Raw genomic sequence first — 19,887 nt, forward strand, 5'->3', positions numbered from 1 at the left:
GGGGCAAAGAGTAGAATCGTAGCGTTTTTAACGGTCCGCCCCGGCGGGCCCCGTCCAATGGATCTGAAATGAACAAGCGTGTTGCAAGGATCTCCGCCCTGTCGCTGCTGGTCATGCTGGCCGCCGGTTGCGCCACCAGCAGCGTGACGCAGCCTGCGTCGCCGGCCCAGAGCGCGGCGCTGGCGTTACTGGACCAGGGCAAGCCGCGCGAGGCGGCGCAGCAACTGGAAGCCGAGGCGGCCAGCGCCAGCGGTGCGCAGCGCAGCCGCCTGCTGGCCGCATCTGCATTCGGCTGGCACGACGCCGGCGATGACGCACGTGCGCGCACGCTGCTGGCGCAGGTGACCCCGCGCCATCTCAGCGGCGAAGACCGCGCCCGCTTCGAGCTATTGACCGGCGAGCTGGCGGTGATCGACAAGCAGGCCGCGCAAGCGCTGCAGGCGCTGGGCGACAGCCCGCAAGGCCTGCCGCAGCCGTTGCAGACCCGCTGGCTGCTGGCACGCGCCGCCGCATTGGAAGGCACCGGCGACCTGTTCGGTGCCGCCGCCGACCGCGCACGCGCCGATGCCAGCCTGACCGGCACCGCGCGCAGCGAAAACCAGCGCGCAATCGTGCGCCTGCTCGCCGCGCTCGACGACGCCACGCTCAAAGGCCGCACCGCCGCACTGCCGGCCGGCGACCCGCTGTACAACTTCGCCGGCCGCGCCATGATCAGCCGCGGCTTGGCGCTGCCGCGTGCGTTCGAGCGCGATGCGCAGTGGGGCTTCGACACCAGCAAGCGCCCGCCGGCCGAGCGAGATGGCTATCGCCCGCCGATCAAGCTGGGCGTGCTGCTGCCGCTAAGCGGCAATCTGGCCACCGCCTCGGCGCCGGTGCGCGACGGTCTGCTGGCAGGCTACTACGCCGAAACCCGCCGCCGCCCGGAACTGCGCTTCTTCGATACCGCCGGCACCGCCGCCGGAGCCAATGCCGCCTACGACAAGGCCGTGAGCGCCGGTGTGGACTACGTGGTCGGCCCGTTGGGGCGCGACGAAGTCAGCGCGGTGTTTGCACGCGGCCAACTGGCGGTGCCGGTGCTGGCACTCAACCGCCCCACCGACAACAAGGCACCGCCCAGCGGCAGCGCCGGCTTCTCGCTGGCGCCGGAAGACGACGGCATCATGGCCGCCGAATATCTGCTCTCGCGCGAGCGCCGCAAGGTGCTGATCGTCGGCACCAGCGACGACAACGGCAAGCGCACCATCAAGGCCTTCCGCGACCGCTTTACCGAACGCGGCGGCACCGTCGCCGGCAGCATCAGCGTGGCCGAAGTACCGGGCGATATCGGCGCGCAGCTACGCAATTACGGCACTGCCGATGCGGTATTTCTGGCAGTGCGCGGCAATACGGCGCGGGCGCTGGCGCCGCAGTTGGCGTTGAGCGGCTTCGCCGGCAAATCGCGCGTGGGTACCTCGCAGTTGGTGGCCGGCACCGGCAAGGTCGAAGACGATTTGGCGCTGGACGGCATCATCTACCCGAGCGAAACCTGGACCGCCCTGGGCGTGTCCGGCCTGCCGGCCTCCACCCAGGTGGCCAGCACGCTGCCCAGCGCACGCGGGCCGGGCGCACGCCTGTTCGCATTCGGCTACGACGCCTGGAAGATCAGCGCGTATCTGGAAAAGCTGGCCACCGGCGCCGACGGCGGCCTGCGCGGCGCCACCGGCACCTTGCATCTGGATGGCTTCGGCAACGTGTTGCGTACACCGGCGTGGTCCACCTTCAACGGTGGCCGCCCGGTGCCGATCGCCGACGGCCGCTGACGCCATGCCGGCAGCGCGTCAGCAACGTGGTGCGGCGGTAGAAGCGTTGGCACGCGCGCTGCTGGAGCAGGCCGGTCTGCGGCTGGTCGTGGCCAATGCCAACTACCGCGGCGGCGAACTCGATCTGGTGATGCGCGACGGGCAAGCGCTGGTGTTTGTGGAAGTGCGTTATCGGCGCGACAACCGCTTCGGCGGCGGCGCTGCATCGGTGGACCGGCGCAAGCGCCGCAAACTGGTGCTGGCCGCGCAAGTGTTCCTTGCCTATCACCCGGCACTGGCGAGCTTGCCGTGCCGCTTCGATGTGGTCGAAGCCAGCGGCGAGCCGCCGGTGTTGAACTGGATCCGCGACGCCTTCCGCGCCGACGACTGCTGACAACGACCCACGCGCGATGCCCACCATCCTCACCCACGCCGCGGTGCCGCTGGCGCTCTGGTGCGCCAGCGAACGCGGCCGCCTCTCGCCACGTTTGCTCGGTGCCGGCATCGTTGCGGCGATGTTGCCGGATGCCGATGTGGTGGCGTTCGCGCTGCACATTCCCTATGCCGATGCGTTCGGTCACCGTGGTGCCAGCCACTCGTTGGTGTTCGCCGCGGTGATTGCATTACTCGGTGGCATTGCGCATCGCGTGTTGCGTGCGGATGCGCTGCAGGCCGCAGCGTTCTTGTTTGTCTGCACCGCATCGCATCCTGTATTGGATGCGATGACGTCCGGCGGCCTCGGCGTTGCGTTGACCTGGCCGTGGAGCGATGCGCGCTGGTTCGCGCCGTGGCGGCCGATTCGCGTGTCGCCATTCGCCAACGGTTTCTTCAATGCGCGCGGCCTTGCCACGCTGTTCTCCGAGCTGCGCTGGGTCTGGCTGCCGCTCACCGTCGCAGTGCTGGGGTGGAAATGCATCCAGCGCGCGGCACCACAGGATCACCCGTCATGACCGATGTGCTTCCCACCGCGCTGGCCGAACTGCTGGCAGCACGACTTGGACCCGATGGCTGGTTGACCGGCGACGATGCGCGGCGTCGTTATGGCGAAGACGATTCGCACCGCTGGGCATTGCCCGCCGCGGTCGCCTTGCCGCGCGATACCGATGAGGTGGTGACGATCGTGCAGGCCTGCCGCGCGCATGGCGTGCCGATCGTGGCGCGTGGCGCGGGCACCGGCACCACCGGTGCCGCAGTGCCGTTTTCCGGCGGCGTGGTGGTGTCGATGGCGCGCATGAACCGCATCCTTGCGCTGCGTCCGGCGGATCGCTGCGCCATCGTGCAACCGGGCCTGCTCAATGGCGACTTGCAACAGGCATTGCAGCCGCACGGCTTGTTCTGGCCACCGGATCCGTCCAGTGCGGACATCTGCAGTGTCGGCGGTAATCTCGCCACCAATGCCGGCGGCCCGCGCGCAGTGAAATACGGCGCCACCCGCGACAACGTGCTCGGCCTGGTGGCAGTGACCGGCACCGGCGAGGTGATCCGCTGCGGCGGTGCGTATACCAAGAATTCCACCGGCTACGACCTCACGCATTTGCTGGTCGGCAGCGAAGGCACCTTGGCGATCATCGTCGAAGCGACGTTGAAGCTGACGCCGCGCGCAATCGCACAAGCCGGTTTGCGCGCGCTGTATCGCGATGCGGCCACCGCTGCAGCCGCGGTGTCGCGCATCATGGCGCAACCGACCACGCCGACGATGCTGGAATTCATGGATGCCAGCGCAATCGCACTGCTGCGCCGCAACGGCAGCGATGTGCCCGAGGCAGGCGCGATGTTGTTGATCGAAGCCGATGGCGATCACGACACCTTGCCTTATGCATTGCAGGCGTTGCACGACGCCGCCAATGGCGAGGGCGTGTTGAGCCTGGACATTGCCGCCGATGGCAGCGCGCGCGACAAGTTGTGGGCGGCGCGCCGCGCGCTGTCGCCGGCATTGCGCACGATCAAGCCCGGCAAGATCAACGAAGACGTGGTAGTGCCGGTGTCGCGCATTCCCGAACTGGTGGCCGGTGTGGAAGCACTCGCTGCGGAATTCGCATTGCCCATCGTCGCCTTCGGCCATGCGGGCAACGGCAACCTGCACGTCAACATCATGTACGACCCGGCCGATGCCGATGAAGACGCACGCGCACACGCCGCATTGCCGCGCCTGTTCGCACTGGTGCTGGCGCTGGAAGGCACGCTTTCCGGCGAGCACGGCATCGGCGTGGCCAAGCGCGATTTCATGACACAGGCTTTCAGTGCACCGACGCTGGCGGCAATGCGTGCGATCAAGGCCGCGCTGGATCCGGACGGGATTCTCAACCCAGGCAAGGTGTTGCCACCCGTTGAGTGACCCGCAGCGACGCACCTGGATTGCCGAACGTGATCCGGTGAACGCTGCGCTGGCCTGGCTCGTTTCCGGGGTCGAAGAGCGCAGTGCGCCGATGGCACGATCATCGGCGTCGAAGTCGAAGTCGAAGTCGAGAGAGTGTCCCCCGCAGCAACGATGAGCTGCGGAGCAGCACCGCCACGACTCAACGCAACTGCGCATCCAGCCAATCCAGCACGCGTTGTTGCACATCCACGCCATGCTCGGTTTCGTAAAACCAGTGCGGGCCACGCGGATAGGTCACCTGCTCGACCGCTGTGCCCTGCAGTTTCAGCGCACGGTACAACATGTCGCCTTGCGATGGCGGTACGCGTCGGTCGGCCTGCCCATGCAGGATCAACACCGGCACATGCACCTTGTCGGCGTAGCGTATCGGCGAGTGTGCGTCGTATTCGACACGGTTGCGCACCGGGTCGCCGAAATAGCCCGGCAGGTAATCGGGCACATCGGTGGTCAGCGCCATGGCGCCAATATCGACCACGCCTGCACCGACGATGGCGGTCCTGAAGCGCGATGACTGCGTCACTGCCCATGCAGACAGATAACCGCCATAGCTCCAGCCGCCGATGGCCAGACGCGCAGGATCGATCACGCCTTCGCGTTCGAGTTGGTCCACGCCGTCGAGCACATCCTGAAAATCCGCACCGCCCCAGTCGTGGCGCGCCAGCTCGGTAAACGCCGCACCCTGCCCTTCGGAACCGCGCGGGTTGGGCAACAGCACCGCGTAGCCATGGGTGGACAGCAGTTGCGCCCAGTCATGCCAGGACCCCAACCAGCCGGACGCCCAGGCAGCTCCCGGTCCCCCGTGGATCTGCACCAAGGTCGGCAACGGCGTTCCCGCCTTCCAGCCGGGCGGCGTGACCAACACGCCCGCGATCGATCGCCCATCGCGCGATGAAGTCCAGCTCAATTCGCGCAGCTGGCCATGCGCCCAGGTGGCGACCTGTGAATTGGTGTTACTGCGCTGCGCGAGCTGACCAGCGCGCAGCGTCCAGACCTCGGCAGGCTGGTCATCACGCAGGCCGAGATAGGCAATATCGCCATTGCGCGTAACGGTGAATGCCTGATACGGAATCTGCGGCTGGGCAAGCGGCTTCCAGCGCCCGCTGTCGGCATCGATGCGCAGAAAGGCGCCACGTACGCCTTGTAATCCTTCGCCGATCAAGCTGCTGTCGTTTTGCCAGCGCGCCAGCCACAAGGTGCCGGGCCAGTCCTGTGCCAGCACCACACGCCGCTGACTGCGCAGCTGGTGCACCACCAGATTCGCCACCATGCCGTGCTCGCCAAGTTGCCCATACAGCAGCCGGCTGCCATCCGGTGACCATTGCAATGGCAATGCCGAGGCATGCGGCTCCAGCACCGCACCAAGCACGCCGTCCTGCGGCGACAACAGCTGCACGCGCGATGCGTACCAGTAGTCGTTGAGCGTGGTGCCGTCGGACACGCGCAGCGCCAGTTGCCGGCCGTCCGGTGACCAGGCGAGGTCGTGCACTTGCAGGCCGGGCGGTGTCAGCACACGCGTCTGGCCGCTCTGCAGATCACGCACCCACACCCGTGAAAACCGGGTTGGCCGCTCGATCTGCACGGCATCGCGCTTTGCGTCCGCATCGGCCGTTGCCTGCGCGGTGGGCGGATCCAGCGCCAGGTACGCGATCTGGCGCGCATCGGGCGACAACGAGAACTCACTGACCTCGCCAGCCGAACGCGTCAGCAGCTGCGGTGCCGCCCCTCCCATCTGTTGCCAGACCTGAGCTGGCGCCAGTTGCTCGCGGGTGGCGTCGTCCGGCAACGGCCGCGTCGACAGGAAGAGCAGCCTTCGGCCATCCGCAGACCAGCGTGGATGCTGGTCGTTGGCCTCATCGGTTGAGGGCATCGACACCGCGGCAGCGGTACCGCGTGCGGGTATCTGCCAAATCTTGCTGAGCGGCGGCTTGCCTTGCGCCTGCGGGATGGCGACGGTGTAGGCGATGCGGCGACCATCCGGACTGATCTGGGGGTCGCCCACGCTGCGCAGCTGCATGATCTGCGCAGGCGTCGGCACGGTCTGTGCAAACGCGCAGCAGGTCAACAACAGCCAACCCGACAACAGCCACAACACACCGAACCGATACCGCATGTCACCCACCTCTTCCAAATGCCGACGCATGCTGCGCCGCGCATGTTGGCATGCCATTAGCGGCGGCGTGAAAGCACCTGCAACGCGTACCAGACCATGTCCTGGGCCCGCCCCTGGTCTCGTTCGAGGTCATCCCCCATCAGGGCGAGGTCTTGGCCGCATTGCACCCACGTGCTTGCGGGCTCCCGCATCGCGCGACCGAACGCCTCAGCCGACCTTGCACCATCCGGGGCAACCGGATTTCACTCAAGCTGTCCGCGCCTTCGCCACAAAGCACCTGCGCTGCGTTGATCAACGCGTCACACCGATAAAGCGCAAACCCACACCCGGCTCGGTCACGATGTAATGCGGGTCGGCGGCATCGTCGTGCAGTTTCTGGCGCAGCTTGCCGACCAGGATGCGCAGGTAATGTGTATCTTCTTCGTGGGTGGGGCCCCACACTTCGCGTAGCAGTTGCGGCTGGGTGACCACGCGGCCGGCGTGCTTGAGCAATAGCGCGAGCAAGGCGTATTCCTTGCGACTCAACGGTACCGCTTCGCCCGCCAGCGTGACCTCGCGCAGGCCCAGATGGATATGCAGGCGGCCGTCGTCGAACACGCTTTCTTCCACCGTGCTGCCGGCGCCGGCCTGGCGTAGCAGCGCGCGGATGCGTGCCATCAGTTCCTGCACGCCGAACGGCTTGGTGACGTAGTCGTTGGCGCCGGCGTCGAGCGCGGCGACCTTTTCGGTTTCGCCGGCGCGCACGGTGAGCATGATCACCGGCACGCTGGACCACTGGCGGATCTCGCGCAGCACCTCGTGGCCATCGCGATCGGGCAGGCCGATGTCCAGCACCACAAGTTCGGCGCCCTGCCCGGCCAGCAGGGCAAGGCCTTCTTCGGCGGTGCCGGCCTGCAGCACGCGATAGCCCTGCGCGCGCAGGCTGATGTCGAGAAAGCGGCGGATCTGCGGCTCGTCGTCGACGATCAGCACACGGGCAGGCGGGATGGCAGTGGGGTCAGTCGGCATCGGGGCGAGGTGGCGCGGCGGGAACGAGCAACGGCAGCGTAATGCGGATCGTGGTGCCGTGACCATCTGCGCCGGCCAGCGCCTCCACGCTGCCGCCGTGCGCGCCGATCATGCCCTGGCAGATGGCGAGGCCCAGCCCGGTGCCATTGCGACCGCGGTCGCCACGCTCGACGCTGTAGAACATGTCGAAAATGCGGGCGCGCTCGTCTTCGGGAATGCCCGGGCCCTGGTCGCCGATATCGATCTGCAAGGCGCCGGCCTGCAGCCGCGCCTGCACAGTCACCGCGATACCCGGTGGCGAAAATTTCGCCGCATTCTCCAGCACGTTGAAGATGGCCTGTTCCACCAGCGCCGGATGCACCCAGATCGCAGGCAGGTCGGCGGCCAGATCCAGTTGCAGGCGCACCGCCGGCTGGTAGCGCTGCAGCCGGCGTGTGGCCGAGCCGAGCAGTTCGTCCACGCCGATCCAGTCGCGATTCAAGGTCAGCCCGGTGTGGCCGAGCCGGGTCATGTCGAGCAGGTTCTGGATGTAGCGGTCCAGCCGCTCGCCTTCGAGCTGGATGGTGTCGAGCAGGCTGTGGCGGTCCTGCGCGTCCATCGCATCGCCGTAGCTGGCCAGGCTGCTGGCCGAGCCGATCATCGACGCCAGCGGCGAGCGCAGATCGTGCGAGACCGAGGACAGCAACGCCGAGCGCAATCGCTCGGTTTCACCACTGACGCGCGCGCCTTCCAGATCGGCGACCAGACGCGTACGCAACGCTGCCTGGCCGATGTCTTCCACCATCGCCTCGGCCAACCGGCGTTGCTCCAGGCCGGGCCGCTGCACGCTCTGGCGGAAACGCAATGCGGCCACACCCAGGCTACCCCGTTCGTGCCGCACCGGCAGGCACCACCACTGCGCGCCGGCCAGCGTATCGGTAAAGCGGCCGGCCGGTTGACCGTGGCGCTGGGTCCAATCCGCTGCGCTGCGATCGAGTGCGCCGAAGCTGGCCGGTGCATCGCTTTCACGTTGCTCCAGACGCAGCCAGGTTTCTGCATCGAGCGCTGTCGCCAACGCGCGGCGTCCGGCTTCCAAGACCTGCCCCAGATCGGCGGCGGTGCTGAGTTCGCGCGCCAGCGTCTGCAGTGCATTGGCATGCGTGTTGGCGGCGCGCAGTGCCAGCACCTGGCTACGCAGGCGCGAGGCCAGGCGCCCGGCAACCAGTGCGGCGATCAGGAACAGACACACCGTCACCACGCCCTGGCGCGCGCTGATATGCAAGGTGAAGCGCGGTTCGATGAAGAAGAAGTTGTAGGCGACAAAACTCAGCAGCGCAGCGATCACCGCAGCCGCCATGCGCGTGCGCGAGGCCACCAGCACCACTGCGACGATGAACACCATCGACAGATCGTCGATGTCGGTCCAGCGCTGGATCACCCACGCCACCGCGACCGCCGCAGCGGCGGCGATCGCCGCAAACGCCAGGTCGTAACGCTGCAGCCACTGGCGCGGGTTGCGCCAGCGCTGACGTGCACGTGCACGCGCATCGGCGGAGCTGACGATGACCAGTTCGTAGTGCGCGCCACGCTGCAGCAATTGCTGGGTCAGCGTGCGGTTGAACATGCGCGCCAGCGGGCGCTCGCGAGTGCGTCCCAGCACCAGCGTGGACACGCCGTTTTGCGCGGCGAAATCCAGCAATGCCTCGGCGACGTTGGCGCCGTGCAGCAACGCGGTGTCGCCACCCAACCGACGCGTCAGTGCGAACGCGCGGTCGATTTCCAGCTGCCACGCGGCATCGGCCAAGGTGCGCGTCTGCACGGTGACCACCGTCCACGGCGCATCGCGGCGCTCGGACAACCGCCGCGCCACCCGCACCAGATAATCCGAGCTGCCACGCCCGTCGATGGCCACCACCACGCGGCGACGCAAGGCAGCGGTGCCGGGCAAACCACGCGCAGCCTGGGTGTCGCGCAGATCGCTGTCGACACGGTCGGCGGCAGTCTGCATTGCCAACTCGCGCAAGGCAGTTAGGTTGGATGGCGAAAAAAATGCCTGCAAGGCCTGCGTGGCCTGCTCGGGCAGATACACCTTGCCCTGCTGCAGCCGTTCGATCAGTTCGCGCGGCGGCAGATCCACCAGCACGATGTCGCGCAGGCGGTCGAACACCGCATCGGGCACGGTCTCGGACACGCGCACGCCGGTGATGCGCAGCACGATGTCGTTGAGACTTTCCAGATGCTGGATATTGACCGTGGTGTAGACGTCGATGCCGGCATCGAGCAGTTCGACAATGTCCTGCCAGCGCCGCTCATGCCGGCTGCCTGGCACATTGCGATGCGCCAGTTCGTCGATCAGAGCAAGCTTTGGCTTGCGCGCCAGCAGCGCGTCCAGATCGAATTCCTCCAGCACGCGACCCTGGTAACTCACGCGAGCGCGCGGTAGCAGCGGCAGGCCCTCCAGCAGCGCAGCGGTTTCGCTGCGGCCGTGGGTTTCGATCACACCGGCTACCACGTCCATGCCCTGCCGCAAGCGCTCGCGTGCGCGCGACAGCATGGCGTAGGTCTTGCCCACGCCGGGCGCCGCGCCCAGAAACACCGTCAGGCGCCCACCATGTTCGCGCTGCAGTTCGCCGATGAGTGCGTCGGCTTGTTGGGTACGGGCGTCAATCATCGGGAATGGGGAATGGGGAATGGGGAATGGGGAATGGGGAATGGGGAATCGCAAAGCCTACAGCTGCCCGATGATCCTAGTGCTTTTGCTTCACCCCATTCCCGATTCCCGACTCCCCATTCCCGGCGCGATCAAGCGCCAGATTCAGCGCCAGAACATTCACTCGCGGCTGCCCAAGCAAACCGAACTGCGGTTGTTCTGTGGCGGCTTGCACCAGGGCGGCGACGCGCTGCTCCGGCCAGCCACGCGCGGTGGCGACGCGGCGCAGTTGCACCTGCACGGCGGCCGGGCTCAGGTGCGGGTCCAGGCCGCTGCCGGATTGGGTGAGCAACTCGCTCGGCACAGCCTCTGCTGCGATACCGTCACGTGCAGCAACTTCTGCACGCGTTGCCGCGATGCGCGCTTGCAGGTCGGGATTGGAACGCGCCTGGTTGCTGCCGGCCGCCGCAGTCGGGTCGTACTTGGCGGCCGAGGGGCGTGGCTGGAAGTAACGCGCATCGGCGAACGGCTGGGCGACCAGCGACGAACCGATCACGCGCTGATCCACACGCAACAGCGAGCCGTGCGCCTGCGCGGGAAACAATGCACCAGTGATGCCGGTGGCGATCAGCGAATAGCTCAAGCCTAGGCCGAGCAGGATGAACAACGCGAGCATTACCGAGCCGCGCAAGACGCCGTCGTCGCGCAACGGCAGCGAAGTGGATAGGTTGGTGTTTGAAGAAATCGTCATGACTCAGTTTCCTACAGCGGCGACAAGCGCCAGGTCGATCAACTTGATTGCGGCAAACGGCAGCAACACGCCACCCACGCCGTAGATCAGCATGTTCCGGCGCAACAAGGCCGTGGCGCTGGAGGGACGAAAGCGCACGCCGCGCAAGGCCAACGGAATCAACGCCGGAATGATCAGCGCATTGAAGATCAACGCCGCCAGCACCGCATGCCGCGGGCTGGACAACTGCATCACGTTGAGCGCCGCCATCGAGGGAATCGCCGCAGCAAACAGGGCCGGCAGGATCGCGAAATACTTGGAGACGTCGTTGGCCAGCGAGAAGGTGGTCAAGGCACCGCGCGTGATCAGCTGCTGCTTGCCCACTTCGACAACCGCCAGCAATTTGGCCGGATCCGAATCCAGATCGACCATGTTGCCGGCTTCCTTGGCCGCCTGCGTGCCGGAGTTCATCGCCAGGCCCACATCGGCCTGGGCAAGCGCCGGTGCATCGTTGGTGCCGTCGCCGACCATTGCCACCAGCCGTCCACCAGCCTGCTCTGCACGGATGCGTGCCAGCTTGTCTTCCGGGCGCGCCTGCGCAATGTAATCGTCCACGCCGGCTTCGGCGGCAATGGCGGCGGCAGTGAGCGGGTTGTCGCCGGTGATCATCACCGTCTTGATGCCCATCGCACGCAGCTGCGCGAACTTTTCCTTGATGCCTTGCTTGACCACATCGCTCAACTCGACCACGCCCAGTACATGCCGGCCTTCGGCCACCACCAGCGGCGTGGCGCCGCCGCGTGCGACTTCTTCGATGCGCCCGTTCAATTCCGGCGAGACCGTGACGCCCATTGCCTGCACATGGGCCACGATCGAGTCGCCGGCACCCTTGCGAATGCTGCGCCCAGCGATATCGACGCCGGACATGCGCGTTTGCGCAGTGAACGCAATGAAATGCGCGCCGTCCGGTTCGACTGCCACCGCACCCTGCTGGCGCGCGAGTTTGACGATGGATTTACCTTCCGGCGTCGGGTCGGCCAACGACGCCAGCATCGCTGCATCGCGCAGTTGCGCACGATCGATGCCAGCCAGCGGATGAAACGCGGTGGCCTGCCGGTCGCCATAGGTGATGGTGCCGGTCTTGTCGAGCAGCAACACGTCCACGTCGCCGGCCACTTCCACTGCCTTGCCGGATTTGGCCAGCACATTGGCCGACAGCGCGCGGTTCATGCCGGCAATACCGATCGCCGGCAACAACCCGCCGATGGTAGTGGGAATCAGGCACACCAGCAGCGCGATCAGCAACAGCGGATCCAGCGTGACGCCAACGAAACCTGCAATCGCCGGCAGCGAGGCCACCACGATCAGGAAGGTCAGCGTCATCGCCGCCAGCAACAGGGTGAGCGCAATTTCGTTCGGCGTCTTCTGCCGGTTGGCGCCTTCCACCAACGCGATCATGCGGTCCAGAAAGCTGTGCCCCGGCTCGGCGGTGACCTTGAACACGATCTCATCGGACAGCACCCGCGTGCCGCCAATCACGCCGCTGCGATCGGTGCCGGCCTCGCGCAACACCGGTGCAGATTCACCGGTGACCGCTGCTTCGTTGATGGTGGCAACGCCACGCACGATTTCGCCATCGGCCGGGACGAATTCGCCCTCGGACACCATCACGTAATCGCCCGGACGCAGCTCCGCCGCCGGCACGCGCGTCTCGCGACCGCCGAGCGCGGTTTCCACGCGACGTGCGACCAGGTCCTTGCGTGCACGCCGCAGCGATGCGGCCTGGCCGCGTCCACGCGCTTCGGCAATGGCCTCGGCGAAATTGCCGAACAACACGGTGACGAACAGGATCGCCGTCACCGCCCAGCCGAAGCCGGCATTGCCATGCCCGCTGGCGGTAATCACCGCCGCCAGCAACGTACCGCCCATCACCACCGCCATCACCGGGCTGCGCAGCAGATGCCGCGGCGCCAACTTGAGGAAGGCCGCACGCATCGCCGCCATCAGCACGGCAGCATCGAACAACGCTGCGTCACCGCGCTCGCGTTTTTCAGTCGTATCGATCGTAGACATTGCTCAAAACTCTCAGGACGCCGCCAGGGCGAGGTGTTCAGCGATAGGACCCAGCACCAGTGCCGGCATGAACTGCAGCACGGTGAGCACCAGCACGATCGCCATCAGGGTCAACGCAAAGGTGGGGGTTTCGACCTGCAGGCTGCCGGCAGACTCTGGCGCACGCCGCTTCACTGCCATGCGCGCCGCCACCATCAACGGCAGGATCAACGCCGGATACCGGCCCAGGACCAACACCACCGAGCAGCTCAAGTTCCACCAGTACGTCGCATCGCCCAGGCCCTCGAAACCCGACCCGTTGTTGGCGAAGGCCGAGGTGTACTCGTAGAACACCTGGCTGATGCCATGGAAACCGGGATTGGAATTTGCGGTGAAAGACGGCACTGCCAGCGCCACTGCGGTGAAGCCCAACACCACCAGCGGTTGCAACAGAATCAAGAGCGCAAGCAATTGCACTTCACGCGATTCGATCTTGCGGCCGAACAACTCCGGCGTGCGTCCGGTCATCAGCCCAGCCAGAAATACGCTCAACAGCAGATACACCACGAACTGCTGCAAACCACAGCCGATGCCGCCCCAGATCGCATTGATCAGCATGTTCACCAGCGTGACCAGGCCACTCAATGGCGCCAGCGAGTCGTGCATCGCATTGACCGAGCCGTTGGAGGTCTGCGTGGTCAACGCCGCCCACAACGCCGAGGCATCCGCGCCGATACGCACTTCCTTGCCTTCCATCAAGGAAGGCGAGTTCGCGCTGGCCGAGTGCGCTTCGGACCACAGCAACAGCGCGGTGGATGCGGCCGACATCGTCAACATGGTGCCGAATACCAAGGCGGTGAGACGTTTGCGCCCGGTCAGATAGCCGACCATGAACACCACGCTCATCGGCAACAACACGATCGCCAACGTTTCCAGAAAATTGCTCAACGGCGTAGGATTTTCCAGCGCCACCGAGCTATTGGGGCCATACCAGCCACCCCCATTGGTGCCGAGTTGCTTGACCGCGACCATCGCCGCAACCGGGCCCACCGGGATGGTCTGCTTGGGCATGCTCGCACTGCTATCCAACGGTGTCGCAGTTGCCGCGCCCTGCAGCGTGGACGGCACACCTTGCCAGCCGAGCAGTACGCTCCACAGCAGGCACAGCGGCAACAAGACGCGCACGCTGGCGCGGATCACATCCGCCCAGTAGTTGCCAACGTCTGCTTCGGGCAGGGCCTCCAATCCGGAACTCGACTGCTGCCGTCCCTGGCGCGCCATTGCGATCTCCGGATCGTCCGGCCCGGCCATCCGTGGCGATGTACTCGCCGGCGCGTTCGATGCCAGCGAGGCATTGGGCACGCCTGCGACAGCTCGCCCGCCGAACAAGGCACGCAAGGTCGCAACTGCCAACGCCAGGCCCATCATCGGCGTCACCACCTGCAGGCCGACGATGCCGGTCATCTGTGCCAGATACGACAACTGCGCCTGGCCCGAATAATGCTGCTGATTGGTGTTGGTGACGAACGACACCATGGTGTGCAGCGCGGTATCCCAGCGCATGTTGGGGATGCCGTCGGGGTTGAACGGCAGCCACGCCTGGGTCATGAACACCGCCCAGGTCAGCAGACCAACAACCAGGTTGCTGAGCAAGAACGCCACGGCATAGCCGCGCCACGACATGCCTTGCTGCGGACGGGTACCGAGCAACGCATACAACGGCCGCTCGATCCAGCCGAACAGCGCATCGCCACGCATCGGTGCGCCACGCATCACCGCCGCCAGATAGCGGCCCAGGGGCCACGCCAGCACGATGGCCAGCGCATAGATAAGTAGGGTTTCAATCATCGGAGCGCACTCGCATCAGAAGTCTTCGGGCCGCAGCACCACGTACAACAGGTACGCAGCGGCAACGAGCACGGCCACGCCGCACAACAGGGACAACCAGGCAGGCATGTCGGCTACTCCCCGAGACGCGCGCAACGCGGCGCGATGGATGCGATGTGCGACGGCGCATGCAGCGTGTGCATGCCAACAAGGCAAAACGCTGCCGCACCGTGCGCGCAGCGCCGATGGAGCAGACAAGTCAAGGGATGCATCGGGATCGTCCAGGGCGGAACCGCTCCGCCAACCTGCGCAGTGTCTTCCCGGCCTGCGTAAAGTCGCTATGGACCTACCAGGGCGGCGGCGTAAATTCCGCATAAATGCTGCGTGGCGCTGGCATTTAATAACGCATCCACACTTTTCAATCTTCTCAAGACAGCTACGGCCACTGCCTTATCCACACTTTCCAAGCTCAGCTCACCAAGCTCAGCTCAGGATGACCAGCTTTCGAATCATGGCGTTATGACGTTGTAGCAAAGCCTTGTTGGTCGAGGGCGCGGTGCCCTCGCCGCTCGCGGGACACGCCGCAAGTACGTCCATGTAGGCTCAGTGGCGGCATCCATGCCGCCACATGGTCCCGCAATCGGCGAGGACACCGCACCAGGACGTTTGTAGGTTGTTTTGTTGAAAGTTTGCCTGATGCTTGACTTGCTTGGGGTGCTGATCGGTCGAGCCGTTATCCGAACAGCGCATGCTGTGGCTTGCTTGCACCTTGCACACCGCCCCTCTCGACTGGTCCTTGCCCGCCCACCGTCGCGGGACCTTACGCGGCATGGATGCCGCGTAAGAGCCTACACGGACGTACTTGCGGCGTGTCCCGCGATGGTGGGCGGGCAAGGGCCCCGCAGCCAAGCAACAGATCACCCGCTCTGCAAGCGGATAAAAACGCAGGTGCGAGAGGGTGGGATGAAAACTACTCAACGCAATCACCCAATCAGATGCAAGCCGGCAAAGACTTACCGCGTTACTGGCCGACGGCAGCCTTATCGCAGCGGCACGTTCAACACCGATGGCGTTGCCACCGGCGAAGTAAACGTCACTGTGCCGCCGCCATCGCTTGCGTCGGTGTAACGCACGTCGCGCGTGTCGATCACCAACACCAGACGCTGCCCGGCCGGAATCTCCGCAGCGGCCGCTTGCAGCGACCAATCCAGCGTTACCGCACGACCCGGTGTGGCCCCGCGCAACGAATACGGCGCATGCGTGATCAGCTGCGCTACGCCTAGACCATCCATGCGATACAGATACGCGAACAAACTCACCTTTGACTGACTGGGCACCACGGTCACCCGTAGCGACGGGCTACCCGCCAACCGCCGCACACCGCTTGATGGCGCGCCAACCCACACTGCAGCGCCAGCACGATTCACTAACGGAATCGAAGTAGTCACCGGCAGGCCGATGCCCTGCAACAGACCACTGACCAGTACCACGCCCGAATCGGCCAACGTCGGCACATCGGTGGCGATGCGCGACTGCCAACCGCTGGCAGTGCCGCCGATCAAACCGCCGGTGGGGCTAAGCAGTCCTGCCGGTGCGGATAGCCCCAAGCGTGTGCTGCCCTGCTGCACCGACGCCCAGTCTGTGTATTCCAACCATTGCCCCGCACGCGGCGACAACCGCACCGGCGCCTCGGCATCCACTCCGTTACGTACGTGCTTGAGATGACGATCGAACCAACGCGTGGTCGCCGTATACACCTCGTTGGGCAGGCCCAACGCGCCCGGCAGTTCTGCCGTGGCGTGATCGCCCTGGCTGAGCAGCAACTGCTTGGGCCCGCGCAGCTGGTTGAAGAACGCGATGGTCTGGTTGGGCGGAAACAAGCCGTCGTTGAAAGCATTGCCCAGCAACACCGCCGTGCCACGCGCGTTAAGTGCGGCCACATCGCTTGCCGGGCTACGCGAGGCCGCCTGCGGCAGGAAGCCTTGCACCGCGCCGTCGTAATCGCCCACTGCAACCCGTGCGCCGATCTGCGCCAGATCCGGCCCAGGCCGCCCGGTCAACGCGCCGGCACCGACCAACAGCCCCACCCCTTGCTGGCTGACAGTGCGGTTGGAATACAGCGAGGCTTCCAGATCGGCCCAGCCACTGAGCGCAGCCACCGCCTTGATGCGCGGATCGCGCTCAGCCGCCAACAGACTGATGCCGGCCCCGTACGAGATGCCCGACGCACCGATCGCGTTCGGGTTGGCCGGCGTATGCGCCAGGGCCCAGTCGATCACCGCACTGACGTCCTCCACGGTGTCCGCACCGGCAATGTCGATCTGCCCGGCCGAATCCCAGAACCCGCGCGAGGTGTAGCTGACGACCACGTAGCCATCGCTGGCCAATTGGGTCGCGCGGCCTAGGTATTCCAGATTCGGCAACGACCAGCTGGCCGGCATCACGATCAGCGGAAACGGCCCGCTGCCCTGCCCCTGCGGCACCAGCACCAGCGCGCCCATCGGCGCGCCATCCCAGCCGGGGATGCGTTCGTAGGTCTTGCTGAAAGCGCCCGCCACTGCCGACGCCGATGCCACCAGCAACGCCAATGCGGCGATGCTCCTGATCCAAGGCTTGTTCATGCTGCTCTCTCCCACGCAAGGCCAGGCCGGAATGGCCCAGCGGCAATTGCCATGCATCCGTGGTTCGGGGGAGAACGTCGCGAACGTACCAGACGGTACGGTATGGCTCAAGGGCCGGGATTGGGGATTGGGGATTGGGGATTGGGGATTGGGGATTGGGGATTGGGGATTGGGGATTGGGGATTGGGGATTGGGGATTGGGGATTGGGGATTGGGGATTGGGGATTGGGGATTGGGCAGGCGGCAGGCGGCAGGCGGCAGGCGGCAGGCGGCAGGCGGCAAATTGGACCAGAAGAGTGGGCGGCATCGCTGCGTGCTTGTTGTGCTGCAGCCTGACTCGTGGCGCGTGCGCGCCGTACTTACGGGCCCGGCCCGCAAGTGGAAACAGCGTGCGCTTATCGTCTGGCTGATCCCGACCCGCAGACTTTGGCTGCGATGCAGCACGCCCGCGCAACGCCCCTCGCGCGAACAGCTCAGCCCACGAAGTGCTGATATCCGCGTTGCGGTGGCTGCCACGGGTTGCCGTCGGCGTCGTGGACCACCACGCCCGGCTTGGCGACGATCTGGCCGATGCGCGTCACCGCGACTCCAGCGAAGTCCATCGCCTGCACCACCGCGTCGCGGTGTTGCACGGCGGCGGTGAAGCACAGCTCGTAGTCGTCGCCGCCGCCGAGTTGCCAGCCGATGCAGTGCAGCGCGCTGATCCCGGCACTGCGTGGCATCGCCGGCAATGCCGCCAGCGCCAGCTGCGCGCCCACACCACTGCGTTCGCACAGATGTCCCAAATCGGCCAGCAAGCCGTCGGAGATATCCACACAGGCATGCGCAAGCCCACGCAAACGCAACCCGGCCTGCACGCGCGGCTGCGGGCGCAGCAGGCGGCTGCGCCACTGCTCGTGCAACGGGTCTGTAGCAACACGGGTCACATCCAATTCCCCGGCTTGCCACAGCGACAACGCGGCGGCGGCCTCGCCAGGCGCGCCGGTCACCCACACATCGTCGCCCACGCGCGCGCCATCGCGGCGCAACGCCGCGCCCGGCGGCAGACTGCCGATCGCGGTCACCGCACACGACAACGGCCCGCGCGTGGTGTCGCCACCGACCAAGGCGATGGCATGCGCATCGGCCAGCGCAAAGAATCCATCGGCAAACGCGTCGACCCATTCGGCATCGTCGTGCGGCAACGACAGCGACAAGGTGCACCAGCGCGGTTGTGCACCCATCGCTGCCAGATCGGAGAGATTGACCGCCAGCGTCTTCCAGCCCAGATCGTCGGCGCGCGTCTCGTGCGGAAAATGCACACCCGCATTGAGCGTATCGGCGGTGATCGCCAGTTGCTCGCCGGGCGGCGGCTGCAGCAACGCCGCATCGTCGCCAATGCCCAACGGCACATCGGCACGCGCCGCGATGCGCGTGCGCAGGCGCGCAATCAGATCGAATTCAGGCATGGCGACGGGAATCGGGAGAAGGGAATCGGGAATCGCAAAGGCGCGTCAGGAGATGTCGGAAACGTTGCTCTTACGATTCCCCATTCCCGACTCCCCATTCCCGCGGCGCCTCAGGCGCCGCTCGCGCCCGACTCCACCTTGCGCCACTCCACCGACGCGCGATCCAGCACGCCGTTGACGTAAGTGTGGCCATGCTCGGAGCCGAAGCGCTTGGCGGTTTCGATCGCTTCGTTGATCACCACGCGGTACGGCACGTCCTGCCGATACAGCAATTCGTAGGCGGCCAGCCGCAGCACCGCGCGCTCGATCGCGTCGACCTCTTCCACGCCACGATCCAGATACGGGGTCAGCGCGGTGTCCAGCTCGGCACGGTTGGTCAGCACGCCTTCGACCAGGCTTTCGAAATACGCCAGATCGGCCACTTCGTGCGCCTGCTCATGCGCGAACTGGGAGATCACCTGCTTGGCGAACCCACCGGAAATCTGCCACGCATACACCGCCTGCAAGGCACGTCGGCGCGCGCGCGAACGCAGCACCGGGTCGATGCCATCGCGACGGACGTGGCGGGCATGTCCACCGGGCTTGCTCATGGCAACAACTCCATCAAATTGGTCAGTTCCAGCGCCGCAAGTGCGCATTCTTCGCCCTTGTTGCCATGGCTGCCGCCGGCACGCGCCTCGGCATCTTCCACGCGCTCGACGGCGAGCACGCCGTTGAGCACCGGCACGCCGGTCTGCAACTGCACGCTCATCAGGCCTTCGGCACACAGGTCGGCCACGTGTTCGTAATGGCGGGTGTCGCCGCGGATCACACAGCCCAGCGCGATAATCGCCGCGTGCTGGCCGGATTGCGCCAGACGGTTGGCAGCGATCGGAATTTCCCAGGCGCCCGGCACGCGGACCACGTCGATGGCGTCCTCGCCGATGCCGTTGCCGGCCAGGCTCTGGCGCGCGCCGGTGACCAGCGCGTCGGTGATGCGGGCATTCCAGCGGCTGGCGATGATTGCAAAGCGCGCGGTGGTGGGGCGGAGATCGCCTTCGTAGTGGGTCATGCGGGTCGGCAACTCGAGGGGGTGGGAAGTTTAACAGCTGCCGGGGCCTGGCCCGGCCGACGCGCGCAGGCCGGGCCCGCCGAAGCAGACCCGGCCATGTGCCCCAGACGCGATGTTGGAAGCGGGCAGCAAAGGCTGGCGTAGCCGGCAGATGGCGCGGTCGATGCTCTAAAACAGCAGGAACCGCTAGAACAACCCGGTTCCTGCGTAGCGTGCGCACCCACCTGACGGCAGCTCACTGCCTGCCGTCAGCCAC

At 66.1% G+C, this 19,887-nt stretch carries 15 protein-coding genes and 1 other RNA gene; 5 read left to right on the plus strand and 11 right to left on the minus strand.

Annotated elements, in window-relative coordinates; translation table 11 throughout:
* Positions 1–68: 68 nt before the first annotated feature.
* The 4 genes from NDY25_RS06370 to NDY25_RS06385 are packed head-to-tail and all read left to right on the plus strand — an operon-like array spanning position 69 to position 4,113.
* On the plus strand, positions 69–1,799 hold the full coding sequence (locus NDY25_RS06370; RefSeq protein WP_168957088.1) for a penicillin-binding protein activator: 1,731 nt from the start codon (positions 69–71) through the stop codon (positions 1,797–1,799).
* 4 nt (positions 1,800–1,803) lie between these two features.
* Positions 1,804–2,172, plus strand: coding sequence for a YraN family protein (locus NDY25_RS06375; protein ID WP_006451851.1), 369 nt, complete (start codon positions 1,804–1,806; stop codon positions 2,170–2,172).
* Between the two features lie 16 nt (positions 2,173–2,188).
* A complete protein-coding gene (locus NDY25_RS06380) occupies positions 2,189–2,728 on the plus strand; it encodes a metal-dependent hydrolase (protein WP_168957089.1) in 540 nt (179 codons plus the stop codon).
* Positions 2,725–4,113 (plus strand): FAD-binding oxidoreductase, encoded by a 1,389-nt coding sequence (locus tag NDY25_RS06385; protein WP_168957090.1) that lies wholly within the window; start codon positions 2,725–2,727, stop codon positions 4,111–4,113. The genes NDY25_RS06380 and NDY25_RS06385 overlap by 4 nt, the downstream gene beginning before the upstream one ends.
* Positions 4,114–4,294: 181 nt before the next feature.
* Here NDY25_RS06385 and NDY25_RS06390 read toward each other — a convergent pair whose 3' ends face one another.
* The 11 genes from NDY25_RS06390 to ribH form a co-directional block, all read right to left on the minus strand.
* Positions 4,295–6,265, minus strand: coding sequence for an alpha/beta hydrolase family protein (locus NDY25_RS06390; protein WP_168957091.1), 1,971 nt, complete (start codon positions 6,263–6,265; stop codon positions 4,295–4,297).
* A 291-nt stretch (positions 6,266–6,556) separates the two neighbouring features.
* The gene (locus tag NDY25_RS06395) at positions 6,557–7,273 is read right to left on the minus strand and encodes a response regulator (RefSeq protein ID WP_168957092.1); all 717 of its coding nucleotides are present in this window, start codon (positions 7,271–7,273) and stop codon (positions 6,557–6,559) included.
* On the minus strand, positions 7,263–9,923 hold the full coding sequence (locus tag NDY25_RS06400) for a sensor histidine kinase (protein WP_168957093.1): 2,661 nt from the start codon (positions 9,921–9,923) through the stop codon (positions 7,263–7,265). Before NDY25_RS06400 ends, NDY25_RS06395 begins: the two co-directional genes overlap by 11 nt.
* A 76-nt stretch (positions 9,924–9,999) precedes the next feature.
* Complete coding sequence (gene kdpC / locus NDY25_RS06405) at positions 10,000–10,653, minus strand: potassium-transporting ATPase subunit KdpC (protein WP_168957094.1); 654 nt, start codon at positions 10,651–10,653, stop codon at positions 10,000–10,002.
* A 3-nt stretch (positions 10,654–10,656) separates the two neighbouring features.
* On the minus strand, positions 10,657–12,705 hold the full coding sequence (kdpB, locus tag NDY25_RS06410) for a potassium-transporting ATPase subunit KdpB (protein WP_168957095.1): 2,049 nt from the start codon (positions 12,703–12,705) through the stop codon (positions 10,657–10,659).
* Between the two features lie 12 nt (positions 12,706–12,717).
* Positions 12,718–14,532: a potassium-transporting ATPase subunit KdpA gene (gene kdpA, locus NDY25_RS06415; protein WP_168957096.1), complete on the minus strand. Its 1,815-nt coding sequence runs from the start codon at positions 14,530–14,532 to the stop codon at positions 12,718–12,720.
* A 15-nt stretch (positions 14,533–14,547) separates the two neighbouring features.
* Positions 14,548–14,640, minus strand: coding sequence for a potassium-transporting ATPase subunit F (locus NDY25_RS06420; RefSeq protein ID WP_006452907.1), 93 nt, complete (start codon positions 14,638–14,640; stop codon positions 14,548–14,550).
* A gap of 911 nt (positions 14,641–15,551) precedes the next feature.
* Positions 15,552–17,132 carry a CocE/NonD family hydrolase gene (locus tag NDY25_RS06425; RefSeq protein ID WP_168957097.1) on the minus strand — a complete coding sequence of 527 codons (1,581 nt, stop codon included), beginning with the start codon at positions 17,130–17,132 and terminating at the stop codon, positions 15,552–15,554.
* A 473-nt stretch (positions 17,133–17,605) separates the two neighbouring features.
* Positions 17,606–18,580, minus strand: coding sequence for a thiamine-phosphate kinase (thiL, locus tag NDY25_RS06430; RefSeq protein WP_168957098.1), 975 nt, complete (start codon positions 18,578–18,580; stop codon positions 17,606–17,608).
* Between the two features lie 110 nt (positions 18,581–18,690).
* Positions 18,691–19,170 (minus strand): transcription antitermination factor NusB, encoded by a 480-nt coding sequence (gene nusB, locus NDY25_RS06435; protein ID WP_023902704.1) that lies wholly within the window; start codon positions 19,168–19,170, stop codon positions 18,691–18,693.
* A complete protein-coding gene (gene ribH, locus NDY25_RS06440) occupies positions 19,167–19,631 on the minus strand; it encodes a 6,7-dimethyl-8-ribityllumazine synthase (protein WP_006452210.1) in 465 nt (154 codons plus the stop codon). The genes nusB and ribH overlap by 4 nt, the downstream gene beginning before the upstream one ends.
* A 178-nt stretch (positions 19,632–19,809) precedes the next feature.
* On the opposite strand from ribH, the gene NDY25_RS06445 reads away from it, so the two are divergent.
* Positions 19,810–19,885, plus strand: a non-coding RNA gene (locus NDY25_RS06445) — sX9 sRNA.
* The last annotated feature ends 2 nt before the right edge of the window (positions 19,886–19,887 follow it).

It is taken from the genome of Xanthomonas hortorum pv. pelargonii, from assembly GCF_024499015.1.
GTDB lineage: Bacteria > Pseudomonadota > Gammaproteobacteria > Xanthomonadales > Xanthomonadaceae > Xanthomonas > Xanthomonas hortorum_B.